General features: G+C 54.2%; 9 protein-coding genes. All 9 read left to right on the forward strand.

Annotated elements, in window-relative coordinates:
* On the forward strand, positions 1–2,010 hold a 2,010-nt coding region (locus tag DQG23_RS23315; protein ID WP_192894622.1), incomplete at its 5' end, for a dynamin family protein.
* Positions 2,011–2,996: 986 nt separating this feature from the next.
* Positions 2,997–4,829, forward strand: a complete 1,833-nt coding sequence (locus tag DQG23_RS23320) for an ABC transporter ATP-binding protein (protein WP_113033303.1) — start codon at positions 2,997–2,999, stop codon at positions 4,827–4,829.
* Between the two features lie 68 nt (positions 4,830–4,897).
* Positions 4,898–6,727 (forward strand): ABC transporter ATP-binding protein, encoded by a 1,830-nt coding sequence (locus DQG23_RS23325; protein WP_113033541.1) that lies wholly within the window; start codon positions 4,898–4,900, stop codon positions 6,725–6,727.
* Between the two features lie 146 nt (positions 6,728–6,873).
* On the forward strand, positions 6,874–7,638 hold the full coding sequence (locus DQG23_RS23330; protein ID WP_113033304.1) for a sugar phosphate isomerase/epimerase family protein: 765 nt from the start codon (positions 6,874–6,876) through the stop codon (positions 7,636–7,638).
* 198 nt (positions 7,639–7,836) lie between these two features.
* Positions 7,837–9,117 carry a glycoside hydrolase family 18 protein gene (locus DQG23_RS23335; RefSeq protein WP_113033305.1) on the forward strand — a complete coding sequence of 427 codons (1,281 nt, stop codon included), beginning with the start codon at positions 7,837–7,839 and terminating at the stop codon, positions 9,115–9,117.
* 588 nt (positions 9,118–9,705) lie between these two features.
* The gene (locus DQG23_RS23340) at positions 9,706–10,593 is read left to right on the forward strand and encodes a GDSL-type esterase/lipase family protein (RefSeq protein ID WP_113033306.1); all 888 of its coding nucleotides are present in this window, start codon (positions 9,706–9,708) and stop codon (positions 10,591–10,593) included.
* A gap of 20 nt (positions 10,594–10,613) precedes the next feature.
* Complete coding sequence (locus tag DQG23_RS23345; RefSeq protein ID WP_113033307.1) at positions 10,614–11,621, forward strand: ABC transporter ATP-binding protein; 1,008 nt, start codon at positions 10,614–10,616, stop codon at positions 11,619–11,621.
* The gene (locus tag DQG23_RS23350; protein WP_113033308.1) at positions 11,614–12,606 is read left to right on the forward strand and encodes an ABC transporter permease; all 993 of its coding nucleotides are present in this window, start codon (positions 11,614–11,616) and stop codon (positions 12,604–12,606) included. The genes DQG23_RS23345 and DQG23_RS23350 overlap by 8 nt, the downstream gene beginning before the upstream one ends.
* Before the next feature lie 246 nt (positions 12,607–12,852).
* Positions 12,853–14,841, forward strand: coding sequence for a DNA topoisomerase IV subunit B (parE, locus tag DQG23_RS23360; protein ID WP_113033310.1), 1,989 nt, complete (start codon positions 12,853–12,855; stop codon positions 14,839–14,841).
* Positions 14,842–14,865: the final 24 nt, after the last annotated feature.

A 14,865-nucleotide genomic window follows, 5' to 3' on the forward strand; every position in this document is an offset into this window, starting at 1 on the left:
CCAAGCGCAGCGCCTGGCGGCGAGCGTGCCGCAAGCAGCAGCGAAGCCGCTGCCGCTGTGGCCGCGCCGGCGCAAGCGCCGCAAGCAGGCGCAGCGGCCGAAGGCGCGCATGCCGCCAGGCTGCGGGAGACGGCCGCGCAGCTGCGCAGCGCCGCCGAGCTGGTCGGCGGCATTCCGGCGCTCGGCTCGATCGCCCGCTCGATGCGCGAGAAAGCCGAGCGGCTGGCCGGCAATCGTTTCACGATCGCGCTGTTCGGAGCGTTCAGCGCCGGCAAGTCGTCTTTCGCCAATGCCCTGCTGGGCGAAAGCGTGCTGCCGGTATCGCCGAATCCGACGACCGCTGCGATCAACACGATCGTGCCGGCGACCGCCGAGCATCCGCACGGTACCGTACGCGTAAAGATGAAGCAAGAGGAAGCCGTGCTTGAAGAAGTTCGCTACTCGCTTCGCGTGCTCGGCTTGGCATGCTCCGGCTGGGACGACGCGCTCGCGAAAATCGAGTCGATCGCGCCGGAACAGGTCAATGCGGGCGGCAAAGCGCATTATACGTTCCTGAAGGCGGTCGCGAATGGCTTCGGCGAAGCTCGCGGGATATTCGGCCAGGAGCTGACGGCAGGCTTCGAACAGTTCGCGGCCTATGTGGCGGAAGAACGGAAGTCGTGCTTCGTCGAAACCATTGCGCTCCATTACGCGAACAAGCTGACGGATCAGGGCGTCGTGTTCGTCGATACGCCCGGCGCCGACTCGATCAATGCAAGACATACCGGAGTCGCTTTCAACTATATAAAAAACGCGGACGCGATATTGTTCGTCACCTATTACAATCATGCATTCTCGCAAGCCGACCGCGAATTTTTGCTGCAGCTAGGACGCGTCAAGGACAGCTTCGAGATGGATAAAATGTTCTTCATCGTTAACGCGTCGGATTTGGCGGAAGACGGCGAGGAGCTTCGGCAGGTCGTCGCCCATGTGGAAGATAACCTGCTTAAGCACGGCATTCGCAATCCCCGGATCTATCCGGTTTCGAGCAAGCTTGCCGTGGAAGGCAAAATGCAGTCCGACGGCAAGCTATTGGCGGACTCGGGCATAGAGCCTTTCGAACGAGACTTTATGCAGTTCACGTTCGAAGAGCTGACCGGAATAACGGTTCGTGCAGCGAAGCATGAAATGAAGCGCGCTTCGGCGCTGCTGCAGGAATGGATGACAAGCGCAAAACAGGGCCAAGCGGAACGCATGGAGAGGCTTCGCGCGCTGGATGCGGCGTTCGCCGCCGTGCAAACGGAGCTGCAGGCTCCGCTTTCCGCCAGTTACTTGCAGGACATGGGGCAGGAATCGCAGGAGCTTCTCTATTACGTGAAACAGAGGGCGACATTCCGCTTCGGCGATTTTTATCAGATGGCGTTTAACCCGGCTTCCCTTCGCGAAGACGGCGGCGATATCCGGAAACTGCTTCGATCTGCGTGGCTTGAACTTCAGCGGCTGCTCTCCTACGATTTCTCGCAGGAGGTGCTCGCCACGACGCTTCGCATTGAGCAGTTCATGAACCGGCGCGCTTCCGCCATGCTGGAGGATAAGGCGGAAGGAATCCGGCAGCGGATGCCGGCTTTCGAGAACGAGCCGTTCGAGAAGGCGGCCTTCGTTACGCCGGAGGTGGAGGAAACGCTTGAGATCGGCGAAGCGGACGAGAAATGGCTGTACGGCTTTTTCAAAAACGGGAAGCATTTCTTTGAAGGGGAGGGCAAGCAGAAGCTGCGCGCTGCGCTTGAAGCGAGGCTTGCCGATCCGATTGCCGCTTATTTGGAAAAACACCGCAGCATGATTGCGGACGTTTACGGCAGCCAGTACGAGCGGCTTCTTCTGGACAGAAGGAGCGCCTTGCTCGATGCGGCCGCGGAGCATGTCTCGGGTATCCGCGATGCGCTGGAGATGAAGGTCGATTTCGAGCTGCTGAAACATATGCAGTTGCAGCTTGAAAAGCTGTATGCCGAGGAGTCCGCCATTAACGTCTAAGGAACGCCATATAGAAGAGAAGTTGGAATTCCTTGGACGCTGCAGCGGCAGAATGGGATGAGGAGATGGGATCATTCCGAAAGCGCTTCTTGCATGTTCAAAATAGAATAAGAAAAAGAAGCCTTCAAACCTGCTTAGGCAGCTGGTTGGAGGCTTCTTTTTTTTAAAATGGCCAAACGGCTTTGGAGAATGCGAATGACACTTTGTCGAGGAGATTCCGGTTTCGCAGGAATTTGATTTCAACGGCACATCCGTTTATTTCTGCGGAATTCCCGGATTTTTTGACTATATCGATTTTTCCCCGATTTGAACTATTTTCGCGTAAATAGAACAATATTCGCCTGCGCGAGAGCGGGTTTCGTACGGTTATGGGAGCCGTGGGAAATAATGGAGCATAGGCTTTTTCTATTTTTCACGAAAGCGCTATCAATAGCCCGGAATTGCACGATTTAAGAGAATACGTTGGATTGTGTTTGTTTTTCAACATGATATGTAAGTATAAGCGCTTATATGAGGTATTCCACTCGTTGCCGTATATTTCATATGGTGCTAACATTCAACGTATTACGGGCCTTAAAAGTTGTAAATCGCTTTCTATTCCAGCTTTTCCAGAGCACGCCGGCCCGTACGCTTGAGAATCTGAAATCACAACGTTAAGAGGAGGAATTTTGCTGCAAAAATCTTACGATTTGCGGGGCAAATCCGATGCACGGCCGCTAAGCGGGATTTTTTCATAGGGACGTGCACAAAAGCTGCGTTTTCTTAGGAAAACGGCACTATGCGAGCAGCAGTACCTTTCCATGACGGAAAGGGTTAACGCGTGTTTTCAAGATTTGAAAGAGGCTTTCAAAACCGTTTCCCGGCGGGAGACCGAGTTCACGCTTTCGAAGGTACAAATTGATCCTTTTGAAGCGCCTAATCATGAAAAATAACCTACGCTTTCGGAAGTAGTTTTCCTGACGGAAAACTTTTAGGGGGTTCTCACTGTGAACGTATTTAAGCAATTGAAAGAATTTTATTGGCCGGACCGAAGGCTATTGTTCGTATCGATCGGATGTCTTGTGCTGGCCACAGCGCTCGGGCTCGTGTATCCGAACCTGCTGCGCTATTTGATCGACGATGTCATTACGAAAGAGGAATATGGGCTTGTTCCGCGGTTGGCGATTGCAGTCGTTCTTGTCGTCTCGATCAAGGGGCTTTTCCAGTACCTTCACGGTTTGTCCGGCGGCCGGCTTGGCAATAAAGTCGCTTACAATATGAGAGGGGCGCTGTACGAGAAGCTGCAATTTTTGTCCTTCCAGTATTATGACAAAGCTCGGACAGGCGACTTGATGTCAAGGCTGACAGCCGACTTGGAGGCGATTCGCCAGTTTATCGGCTTCGGCTTCGCGCAAATTTTGAACGTCGTGCTTATGGTCGTTTTCGGCTCGGCCATGATGTTCTCGCTGAACTGGAAGCTGACGCTCATCACGTTTGTGACGATGCCGTTTCTCGTATTTACCGCAATGAAATTCGAGAAAAACATTCATCCCGCTTTCCGCAGCATCCGCAAATCGATGAGCGATCTGACGACGGCGGTTCAAGAAAATATTACCGGCGTGCGCACAGTCAAATCGTTCGCCCGCGAGCCGTACGAAATCGACAAGTTTTCCGAACGCAGCACGGCTTATAAAGATACGAGCATCAAAACTTCGAACATTTGGGCGAAATATTTTCCGGTTATGGAGCTGTTTGCGAACTTGAGCGTGGTCGTACTTCTCGGCGCCGGCGGTTACCTGGTTATCGAAAAGTCGATGACGATCGGCGAGCTTGTCGCATTTTTCAGCCTTATCTGGTACATTATCGGTCCGATGTGGGGCATAGGCTTCCATATTAACAACTATACGCAATCCAAAGCTTCAGGTGAGCGCGTGCTTGAAATTTTGCATCAATACGTCCATGTCAAAGACAAGGAAAATGCGGCGAAGCTGCAGGCTGATCAAGTGAAAGGGCATGTTCGTTACGAGAACGTCACCTTCTCCTACCCTGATTCGAAGCCGTCGCTGGTCGACTTCACCCTGGATGCGCCTCCGGGCAGCGTCATCGGATTGCTTGGCGGGACGGGATCGGGCAAATCGACCGTGATTCAACTGCTGCTAAGAGCTTATAACATCAAAGAAGGCAAAATTACGCTGGACGGCCGCAACATAGCCGATATTCAGCTGCAAAGCCTGCGCGAGCAGACGGCGCTTGTTTTCCAGGAAACGTTCCTGTTCTCGGCTTCGATCCGGAACAACATTTCCTACGGCAATCGCGACGTTTCGATGGAACAAATTATCGAAGCCTCGAAGCTCGCCAAGGCGCATGACTTTATTATGGAGCTTCCGCTTGGGTACGACACGATCGTCGGCGAGCGCGGACTCGGCTTGTCCGGCGGGCAGAAACAGCGGATCGCGATAGCAAGAGCTCTGCTCAAGGATCCGAAAATATTAATTCTCGACGACGCGACGAGCGCAGTCGACATGGAAACCGAGCACGAAATTCAAGCCGGCTTCAAACAGCTGATGCAAGGGCGCACGACATTCATTATCGCGCACCGGATTTCATCGCTCCGCCATGCGGACGAAATTATCGTGCTGGATAAGGGGCATACCGTGCAGCGCGGCTCGCACCAGGAGCTGCTCAAGCAGAAGGGTCCGTATCTCGATACGTACAACATTCAATATGCGGATCGCCCGCAGGAAGACGGCGTATCGGCGGATGAAGCCGGCGCCGAAGGGCAAGAGGAACGCGCCAAGCTGGCGGAAGTTATTCGCCTTGAGAGGAGGCTGGCGCAGTGAGCGGACAGCAGGAAGAACGAAGTCGGCAGGAAAGAGCGGATAACGCCACTCAAGCCGAAACTGAAGCTATGAAGAACATTACCGACGACAATAAGGCTAAGCCAAACAACGAGCGTTTTACGTACCAGGACGACGAAGTGATGGAGAAGCCGTTCGACTGGGGGCAGCTGCGCCGGCTGTCGCATTATTTGAAGCCGTACACGCGGCAAATGCTGCCGATCATCATTATTACGATGGTGCTTGGAACTTTGACAAAGCTGGCGATCCCGTTCCTGATTACGCTCGCCATCGACGACGCGCTCATTGCCGGAAACAGCAAAAAACTGATCACGATCGTTTGCATTATGGCCGGCGTGTACATCGTCCAATGGCTGGCCAACAACTACCGGATCCGGTACATGAACAACATCGGGCAGAAGGTTATTTACGATCTGCGCAATGATTTGTTCAGCCATATTCAACAGCTGTCGTTCCGCTTTTTCGACAAGCGGCCGGCCGGTTCGGTGCTCGTTCGGGTAACGAACGACGTCAACTCGATGCAGGATCTATTTACGAACGGCGTTGTGAACGTGCTGATCGACTTGGTGCAGCTGCTCGGCATCATCATTATTTTGCTCAGCCTGAACGTAAAGCTCGGACTCGCCATTATCGTTACCGTTCCGCTTATGTTTCTCGTATCGACATCGCTGCGCAAACGGATTCGCAGAGCGTGGCAGGACGTGCGGACGAAGCAGGCTCGCATCAACTCTCACTTGAACGAGTCGATTCAGGGAATTAAAGTAACGCAGGCATTCACGCAAGAGAAGGAAAATATCGACTATTTCGACGGTATGAACGATGTAAACCGGAAGTCCTGGAACAACGCTACTGCGTTAAACCAGAGCTTCGGTCCGATTATCGAGGTTACGGGGGCAATCGGCTACTGCATCTTGTTCTGGTACGGCGCTTCGCTCGTGCAGAGCGGCGCAGTAACGATCGGCGTGCTTTTCGGCTTCGCGACGTACATCGGGAACTTCTGGGAGCCGATCAACCGGCTCGGCCAAATGTACTCGCAGCTCTTGATCGCCATGGCATCGTCCGAGCGTATTTTCGAATTCATGGACGAGAAGCCGAATGTCGCGGAAGCGAATCATGCGGTAAAGCTGCCGGCGATCAAAGGGAACATTCATTTCGAAGACATCGTGTTCGAATACGAGAAGGACCGTCCGGCGCTCCGCGGCATCAATCTGAAGGTGCGGGCTGGGCAGTCGGTCGCGCTTGTCGGACATACCGGCTCGGGTAAAAGTACAATTATCAACCTGCTGTGCCGGTTCTACGATCCGGTGCAGGGAAGCGTTATTCTCGACGGGCACGATATTCGCGACGTCACAATCGAGAGCCTGCGTTCGCAGGTGGGGATCGTTCTCCAGGATACGTTCATTTTCTCGGGAACGATTCGCGACAATATCCGTTTCGGTAAACTGAATGCGACCGACGAGGAAGTGGAAGCAGCCGCTAAAGCCGTTCATGCGCATGACTTTATCGTCAATCTGCCGCAAGGTTATGACACCGAGGTGCAGGAGCGGGGCAACGTGCTTTCGATGGGACAGCGGCAGCTGCTCTCGTTCGCCCGCGCGCTGCTTGCCGATCCGCGCGTACTCATTCTCGACGAGGCGACGGCCAGCATCGATACGGAAACCGAGCTCAAAATTCAGGAGGCGCTCAAAACGCTGCTGCAAGGCCGCACCTCCTTTATTATCGCGCACAGGCTGTCGACGATCCGCAGCTGCGACAACATTGTCGTGCTGGATCACGGCCGCATTATGGAAACCGGCAACCACGATCAATTGATGGAGCATCAAGGCATTTATTACGGCCTTATTCAGGCGCAATATCGTTTTCTCAGCGAAGCCAGCTAACAGTCTTTCCGATTATCCCTCCGGGGTTAAGGCAATATGAAAAACGCAAGTCCATTTTCATGTTGCCTTTCCGGAGGTTTTCTTTTACACTTAATGTTAACGTGAACAATCAATATAAATCATTTATCCTAAGGAGTGTTTAACCGATGAAAAACAAATTTGCCGCACAACTGTACACGCTTCGCGACGAGCTGGAGAAAGATTTTCCGGGCGTGCTTCGCGAGCTGAAAAAAATGGGCTGGGCAGGCGTGCAAATTTCCGGTCTCAGAGGCTACAGCGCGGAAGAAATCGCATCGGTGTTGAAAGAAACGGGGCTTGGCACGGCGGGCATGCATATCGGTATCGACCGTTTTCGGGGAGAGCTTGACACGGTTCTCGAGGAAGCGCGTCTTTTTAACACGAAGGATCTGATTTTGCCGGGGCTTCCCGAGTCGGTGCGCAACGAAGAAGGGTATAAGGCGATTCGCAGCGAAATGAACGAAATTGCCCGCAAGCTTGCTCCCCAAGGCTACCGGATCAGCTATCATAACCATGCTTGGGAGTTCGATACGGTGATCGACGGCAAATCGGCGCTCGAGTATTTGCTGGAGCCGGTAGCGGACAATGCACTGCTCGCGGAAATCGACGTGTACTGGGTGAAAAAAGGCGGCGGCGACCCGGTTTCGTTCATCACTCCTTATGCAAACCGCATGCCGATCATTCATTTGAAGGATATGACGAATGACGAACGGCAAACCTACGCCGAAATCGGCACGGGCGTCATCGATTTTGCGCCGATTTTGACTTGGGGCGAGCGGAACGGCATCGAATGGTACTGCGTCGAGCAGGACGTGTGTCCGGGCAATCCGATGGACAGCATGCAAATCAGTTTGAACAATTTGAATAAGCTTGCGGATCAACTGGCGAAGTAATAACCGGCAGCTCATGCAATAGGCAAAGCGGCTGTTACTGCCAGGTCAGGCCGTAAAATGCAAAAACCTTCAAAACCCCTATTTAGCGGTTTTGAAGGTTTTTTTCGTATCCGAGGCGTTGTTTGCACTGTCACCGAATGGGCAAAAGCCGAATAGGCTGATCATGACGATTCATATTGTTGATGCAGGAGGGTTCACATGCATATCGAAGTTGTAAGACCCGGCGATTCGGTTTGGGCGATCGCCCGTCGTTACGGCGTGACGCCGGCCTCGATTATGGAGGCGAACGGCATAGACAACCCGCAGCGTCTCGTTATCGGCCAGGCGCTTCTCGTGCCGACGGTCGGCTCTTTTCATACAGTTCGGCCCGGGGAAAGCCTTTGGTCGATTGCGCGGTTGTACGGGGTGTCGGAGCAGGACATTCGCGAGTTGAATCCGCAAATCAATTTCGCTCAGCTGCAGCCCGGGATGGTCATCCGCATCCCTTCGCCGCCGAGAACGACGATCGAAGTCAACTCGTACTTACAGCCGACCGGCTCGGAGCAAGATGCGGCACGCGTGAAGGAAGCGGCGCCGCATTCGACGTACATCAGCATGTTCAGCTACCGGGTGACGCGAGAAGGGGATTTGATCGCCCCGCGCGTCGATCAGGCGCTGGCGGCGATGAAGGATACGCGAGCGGTACCGATGATGGTGCTGACGAATTTTGAAGAAGGAACGTTCTCGGGCGACATCGGCGCCGCCGTTTTGCGGAACGAGTCGGTTAGAAGCAATCTGATTCGCAACGTACTGAACGTGATGAAGGATAAGGGGTATTACGCGCTTAATATCGATTTCGAGCATCTGTATCCGGAGGATCGCGAGAGGTATAACGATTTTTTGAGAGAAATCACGCGGCAAGCGCATTTGGAAGGGCATTTGGTATCTACGGCGCTTGCTCCGAAAACGAGCGCCGCACAGGCGGGTCAGTGGTATGAAGCGCATGATTACGCCGCGCACGGCCGTATCGTCGATTTCGTCATTATTATGACGTATGAATGGGGCTGGTCAGGTGGGCCTCCGATGGCCGTCGCACCGATTCCGCAGGTTCGCCGCGTGCTCGAATATGCCCTGACCGTCATTCCGCCGCAAAAAATAATGATGGGAGCGCCGCTTTACGGCTACGATTGGACGCTACCTTATGTTAAGGGCGGCAAATTTGCCCGCACGCTCGGCATAGACGAGGCCGTAGCACAAGCGGCTCGCGTCAATGCGGCGATTCAATACGATTATACGTCGCAGGCGCCCCACTACTCGTATTTCGACCGGGACGGGAAGGAGCATGTCGTCTGGTTCGAGGATGCGCGCAGCATGCAGGCCAAATTCAATTTGATCAAGGAGTATGGTCTTCGTGGCATCAGCTATTGGGTGCTCGGCAAGCCGTTTACGGCAAATTGGGTGCTGCTGGAAAGCAATTTTAAAATCAAATCGTACAGATAACAGAGGGAGCGGTCCAAGCGGCCGCTTTTTTTGCTGCAAAGTTTGTCGTAAAAGCCGTTCTTCCTGTAAGGATTTCCCGGCTAATGAACCCCATAATGTCCTTAAGAGCGCTGTGAAATTTTTTTTGCGGACCTAATCTATAGCTGCTAATAGATACACTGGAGTTCGTTACAGTTCCAACACCTGGGAATTTGAGCGAATAAGGTTTACGGCCAGCTATGCTTTCGGAAACCGCCGTTGACTTGAAAAATCGGTTTGCTGCCGGAGATTATTCCGGATCAGTTGCAAAATTTGGAGCGAACATTTAATCTTATTGTACGTGCCTAGGCTGACGAAAGCGATTTCTTGCGGAATGGTTCCGCTGCGTCAAGGACTTGCCTTTGAGCGGTGCAACTGCGAAACGGATGTTTTTAAACGCTATGAATTCATAGGTTTCTTATTACAAGAGCTTATAATCAATGGTTAGCGCAAGGCGTCAACAGACGCCGCCAGTCGTTTATTACGAAAATGCACGTTCATGGGGCTGAGTGTTCATCATAGCCAGCGGCCGAGAGGCCATGAACGTTTATCCTTAGGGAGGGCCCATTCATGAAGTCGACGCGTAGGTTGTGGAAAGTCGCGGGAATTGCCGGTCTGCTCGCCACTTTACTGTTTGTTTTCGGATTCGGCTATGCGGTTAAGGATATTTTGTATCCGTCGGCGGATGGCGGCTTTAACGGCATTCAGACGCCTGAGCAACAGGATAATTTGCTCTCACAAGATAAAATCAACATTCTTGCGCTCGGCGACTCTCTGACGAAAGGAACAGGGGATCAAAGCGGCGAAGGATATGTCGGCAAAGTGAAGAAAGGCCTTGAGGCGATGTATGAAAAGCCCGTCTTCGTTTGGAATTATGCAGTAAACGGCCAGATTGCGGAGCAGCTGCTGACACAGCTGCAGGCGGCGGACAGCCAGCTTCCCGGCTTCGTCAAGCAAGCCAACGTCATTTTGCTGACGATCGGCGGCAACGACCTGAACCGTGCGGCGAACATTATCGCCTCTTCCTCTTCTCCCGTACCTAACGCGTCCGCTGCACCCTCGCCGTCAGCGACGCCTAAAGCAACCTCCGGCCCCGCTTCGCCGGAGACGATCCAAATCGATTTCGATTCGCTGCGCAAGCAGCTTCCGGCGGCGGCGGACAAGCTCGCCGTTATTTTGGCGAAGCTCGCCGAGCTGAATCCGAAAGCCCGCATCGTTTATGTCGGACTTTATCATCCTTATCTCGATTACGATCCGGACCGTAACGGCTCGCCCGTTATTCTAGAGTGGAACGCGAAGGCGTTCGTCTCCGCGAACAAGTTTGCGAACGTATCGGTCGTACCGACCTACGATTTGTTCGAGCGGGAGCAGACGCGATATTTGGCCGCCGACCATTTCCATCCGAATTCGCTCGGCTACAAACGGATGGCGGATCGCGTGCTGCAGGTGCTTGAATAGAGCGAAGGGAGAGGGGCCATATGAGCGGTGTTACGACGGTTTTGTCCGTTCGGGACATTACGAAAACGATCAAAAACAAGCAAATCATTAAAGGCATATCTTTCGACGTTTATGCAGGCGAAGTGTTCGGTTTCCTCGGTCCCAACGGGGCCGGCAAGACGACGACGATCCGCATGCTCGTCGATCTGATCAAGCCGACATCCGGCTCGATCGCGATTTGCGGCGTGCCTGTCGGCGAGCGGCCTAACGATGCGCTGCAGAACGTCGGCTGTATCGTCGAAAACCCGGAGCTGTACAGCTATTTGTCCGGCTGGGAAAATCTCGAGCATTTCGCCAGGATGCTGCCTGATGTCGATGAGGCGCGTATTCGCGAAGTGGTGGCCATCGTCGGCATGGACAACCGCATATACGACAAGGTCCGCACCTATTCGCTGGGCATGCGGCAGCGGCTCGGCATCGCGCAGGCGCTGCTGGGCAGGCCGCGGCTGCTTATTCTCGACGAGCCGACGAATGGTCTCGATCCCCAAGGGATCAAAGAAATGCGCGTGTTTATACGTAATCTTGCGAAAGCGGGCTTGAGCGTATTCGTCTCTAGCCATTTACTTAGCGAAATTCAGCTGATGTGCGATCGGGTTGCGATCATTAGCCACGGCAGCGTCATCGCCGTCGGCGAGGTGTCCGAGCTGCTGAGACGGTCGGAGACGACTGTCGTTTGGCGTGCGGCGCCCGCCGAGCGGGCGCTTGCGGTTTTGCGCGAAAGCGGCTGGCACGGAACGGTTCGCGATGCCGATTCCGACCCGGAGCCGGCCGTACGCCCGTCCGGAGCCGCTGTGACGCAGCGTGCGGGGGCGGTGTTGGCTCCGGCGGCGCAAATCGGCACGATCGACGCCGACATGCCGCAGGACGAGGTTGCCCGCGTGAACCGTCTCATGGTGGAGGCGGAAGTCGACGTTTATGCGATTACGGTGCAAAATCCGACGCTGGAGGACTTGTTCCTGCGCCTGACGGAGGGTGAGACCATTGATTAGCCTGCTGCCGCTTGTTCAGAACGAAACGGTCAAAATGCTCAAAAAACGGCGCTTTCTTGTCGTTATATTAATTGTCGCCATCCTAATACCGGTGTTTACATACGGTCAATTGAAGGTCGCGCAAAATACGCGAAAGCAATTCGGCACGGACGACTGGCGCGTAACCGAGCAGCAAAAAATATCCGACATCACGAACCGCCTCTCCAGCGGCCGGGTTACCGAGGAATGGAAAAAGACGCTGCGCGTCGAGCTTAGAAAATCGCAATATGCGCTGGAGAAAAATATCGATCCGAACAGTCCTAACGGGGTTACGTTCACCCGCGAGTTCATGAAAAACTCGGTGACGCTTTTCCTCCCTCTGCTTATTGCGGTCGTGGCGGCGGATATCGTGTCGTCCGAGCAATCGACGGGCACGATCAAAATATTGCTGACGAGACCCGTCAGACGTTGGAAAGTGCTCATGAGCAAGTTTTTGACGCTGATTCTGTTCGTTTCGCTTATTACTCTGGCGACGGGGGCGCTCGCCTATTTGATATCGGGACTCGTGTTCGGTTACGGAGGCTGGACGGCCCCGGTTCTGACGGGTTATCAGTTTATCGGCGGGGAATTAAGCACGGCAAACGTGCATGCGATCGAGCAATGGCAGTTTATGCTGATGGAGTTCGGGCTCGCCTGGTTTTCGGGCGTCGTCGTCGCGTGCATGTCCCTCATGGTTTCCGTGCTTGTACGGAGCACGGCGGCAGGCATCGGCATCATGCTTGCCACGCTGATCGCGGGCACGATTCTTGCAAACATGGTATCATCGTGGGAAACGGCCAAATATTTCTTCATGGTCAACATCGATACGATCGGTTATTTGGTCGGCTCGCCGCCGCCTATAGCGGGTATGACGATCACATTTTCGCTGACCGTGCTGGCGGTTTGGGCGGTTGTCGCCTTGATTGTGGCATTCCGCGTATTTACGAAACGTGATATTTTGAATTAAGATAGCAGAGTGGCATATTTGGCAGGGAACGGATCAGGAAGGATAGCCGGCACGCTTGTCCGGCTTCGCCGCCGTTACGGACGAGCAGGCATGCAAGCTGCCGTTCGTTTCGAGATTTACGATCATATTTCGCTGATTGCCGCCGTTTCGGGGTTATGCAAGACATTAGGCCTTGCTTCCGAAGCCGTTTTCCGCGAAAATGTTTAGGACGCCTTGTAGGCGTTTATCCTTGGAGGGGGCTTTTGAATGGCCGAACAGGTCGATTTGTTTGGAATGGAAACCATGCCGCAGCAAACGCCGCAAAAGGCGGATTATGACGCGGATGACATACAAGTGCTGGAAGGGCTTGTCGCCGTGCGCAAGCGGCCGGGTATGTACATCGGCAGCACAGGCGCTTCCGGGCTGCATCACTTGGTCTGGGAAATCGTCGACAATGCGGTCGATGAGCATCTGGCCAAATATTGCACGACGATCGATGTGACGATTCATACGGATCAATCCGTAACGGTTCGCGACAACGGCCGGGGTATTCCTACCGGCATGCATAAGACGGGCGTGCCGACCTCGCAGGTTGTTTTTACGATGCTTCATGCGGGGGGGAAATTCGGGGGCGCCGGCTATAAAAAATCGGGCGGACTTCACGGCGTAGGCGCTTCGGTGACGAACGCCTTGTCCGAATGGCTGGAAGTGGAAATTTACCGCGACGGTAAAGTACATAAACAGCGGTTCGAATACTGGGTCGACGATAGCGGCAAGGAGCATGTCGGCGAACCGACGACCGGGCTTGAGGTAATCGGCAACACGAACCGGACCGGGACGAAGGTGACGTTTAAGCCGGACAAGCGCGTATTCCACGGCGGGACGTCGCTTAATTACGATACGCTTTCCGAGCGGCTGCAGGAAATCGCATTTCTCAACTCGGGGCTGAAGGTCAATTTAAAGGACGAGCGTTCCGGAAGACAGGATTCGTTCGACTACGCAGGCGGCGCAAGCCAATTCGTCCGTTTTCTGAACGAGGAGAAAACGGTTCTGCACGACGTCATTCATTTCAGCGCGGAGAAGGACGATATCGAGGTCGAGGTGGCCGTTCAGTATAACGACGGCTACACGGAAACGCTCGCTTCGTTCGTCAACTCGATTCCGACGCGAGGCGGCGGTACGCATGAAACGGGCTTCAAGACGGCATTCACCCGCGTGATGAACGATTATGCCCGCAAGATTGCTATCCTGAAGGAAAAGGATAAAAACCTCGACGGCACCGACCTGCGCGAAGGCATGATGGCCGTAATCAACATCAAGATGGGCGACGTCGAATTCGTCGGACAGACGAAGGATCAACTCGGCAGTCAATCGGCGCGCGGAGCGGTCGATTCGGTCGTGGCGGATAAAATGGCGGTTTTCCTTGAGGAAAACCCGCAGGTGGCGCAGCAGCTTCTCAAAAAAGCGGTGCAGGCGTCCAAAGCGCGCGAGGCGGCCCGCAAAGCCCGTGAAGAGGTTCGCAGCGGCAAGAAGGGCAAGAGCGAAAGCTCGAACCTGAACGGCAAGCTGACGCCGGCGCAATCGAAGGATCATGCGAGTAACGAGCTGTTTATCGTCGAAGGAGACTCTGCGGGCGGCTCTGCCAAGCAAGGCCGAGACTCGAAGCACCAGGCGATTTTACCGCTCAAAGGCAAGCCGATGAACCCTGAGAAGGCAAAGCTCATTGACATTATGAAGAACGACGAATATAAGGCGATCATTTCGGCGATCGGCGCCGGAGTCGGCTCCGAGTTCGATCCGGAGGAAAGCAATTACGGCAAAATCATCATCATGACGGACGCGGATACGGACGGGGCGCATATTCAGGTGCTGCTGCTGACGTTTTTTTACCGGTACATGAAGCCGCTGATCGATACCGGCCGCGTGTTTATCGCGCAGCCGCCGCTGTTCAAAGCCAGCAAGAAAAGCGGCAAAAATACCGCAATCAAATATGCGTATTCGGAAGACGATTTGCAGGCCGTCATGAAAGAAATGGGCAAGCAAGTGGAGCTGCAGCGGTTTAAGGGTCTCGGCGAAATGAATCCCGATCAGTTATGGGAGACTACGATGGATCCGGTAACGCGGAAGCTGTTTCAGGTTCAGATCGAGGATGCGGCCAAGGCGGAGCGGCGCGTTACGACGCTGATGGGCGACAAGGTCGACCCGCGCAAGCGCTGGATTATCGAGAACGTCGATTTCACCGAATACGAGGAGTAGTCTCGATTTGATGTGTAAAGGGGT

This window comes from Paenibacillus contaminans (genome assembly GCF_003285015.1).
GTDB classification, from domain to species: Bacteria; Bacillota; Bacilli; order Paenibacillales; family NBRC-103111; genus Paenibacillus_V; species Paenibacillus_V contaminans.

Coding starts and splice junctions, on each gene's coding strand:
- DQG23_RS23345 (WP_113033307.1), top strand. CDS start 10,614: ATGAGCGGTGTTACGACGGTTTTGTCCGTTCGGGACATTACGAAAACG.
- DQG23_RS23335 (WP_113033305.1), top strand. CDS start 7,837: ATGCATATCGAAGTTGTAAGACCCGGCGATTCGGTTTGGGCGATCGCC.
- DQG23_RS23340 (WP_113033306.1), top strand. CDS start 9,706: ATGAAGTCGACGCGTAGGTTGTGGAAAGTCGCGGGAATTGCCGGTCTG.
- DQG23_RS23330 (WP_113033304.1), top strand. CDS start 6,874: ATGAAAAACAAATTTGCCGCACAACTGTACACGCTTCGCGACGAGCTG.
- DQG23_RS23325 (WP_113033541.1), top strand. CDS start 4,898: ATGAAGAACATTACCGACGACAATAAGGCTAAGCCAAACAACGAGCGT.
- parE (WP_113033310.1), top strand. CDS start 12,853: ATGGCCGAACAGGTCGATTTGTTTGGAATGGAAACCATGCCGCAGCAA.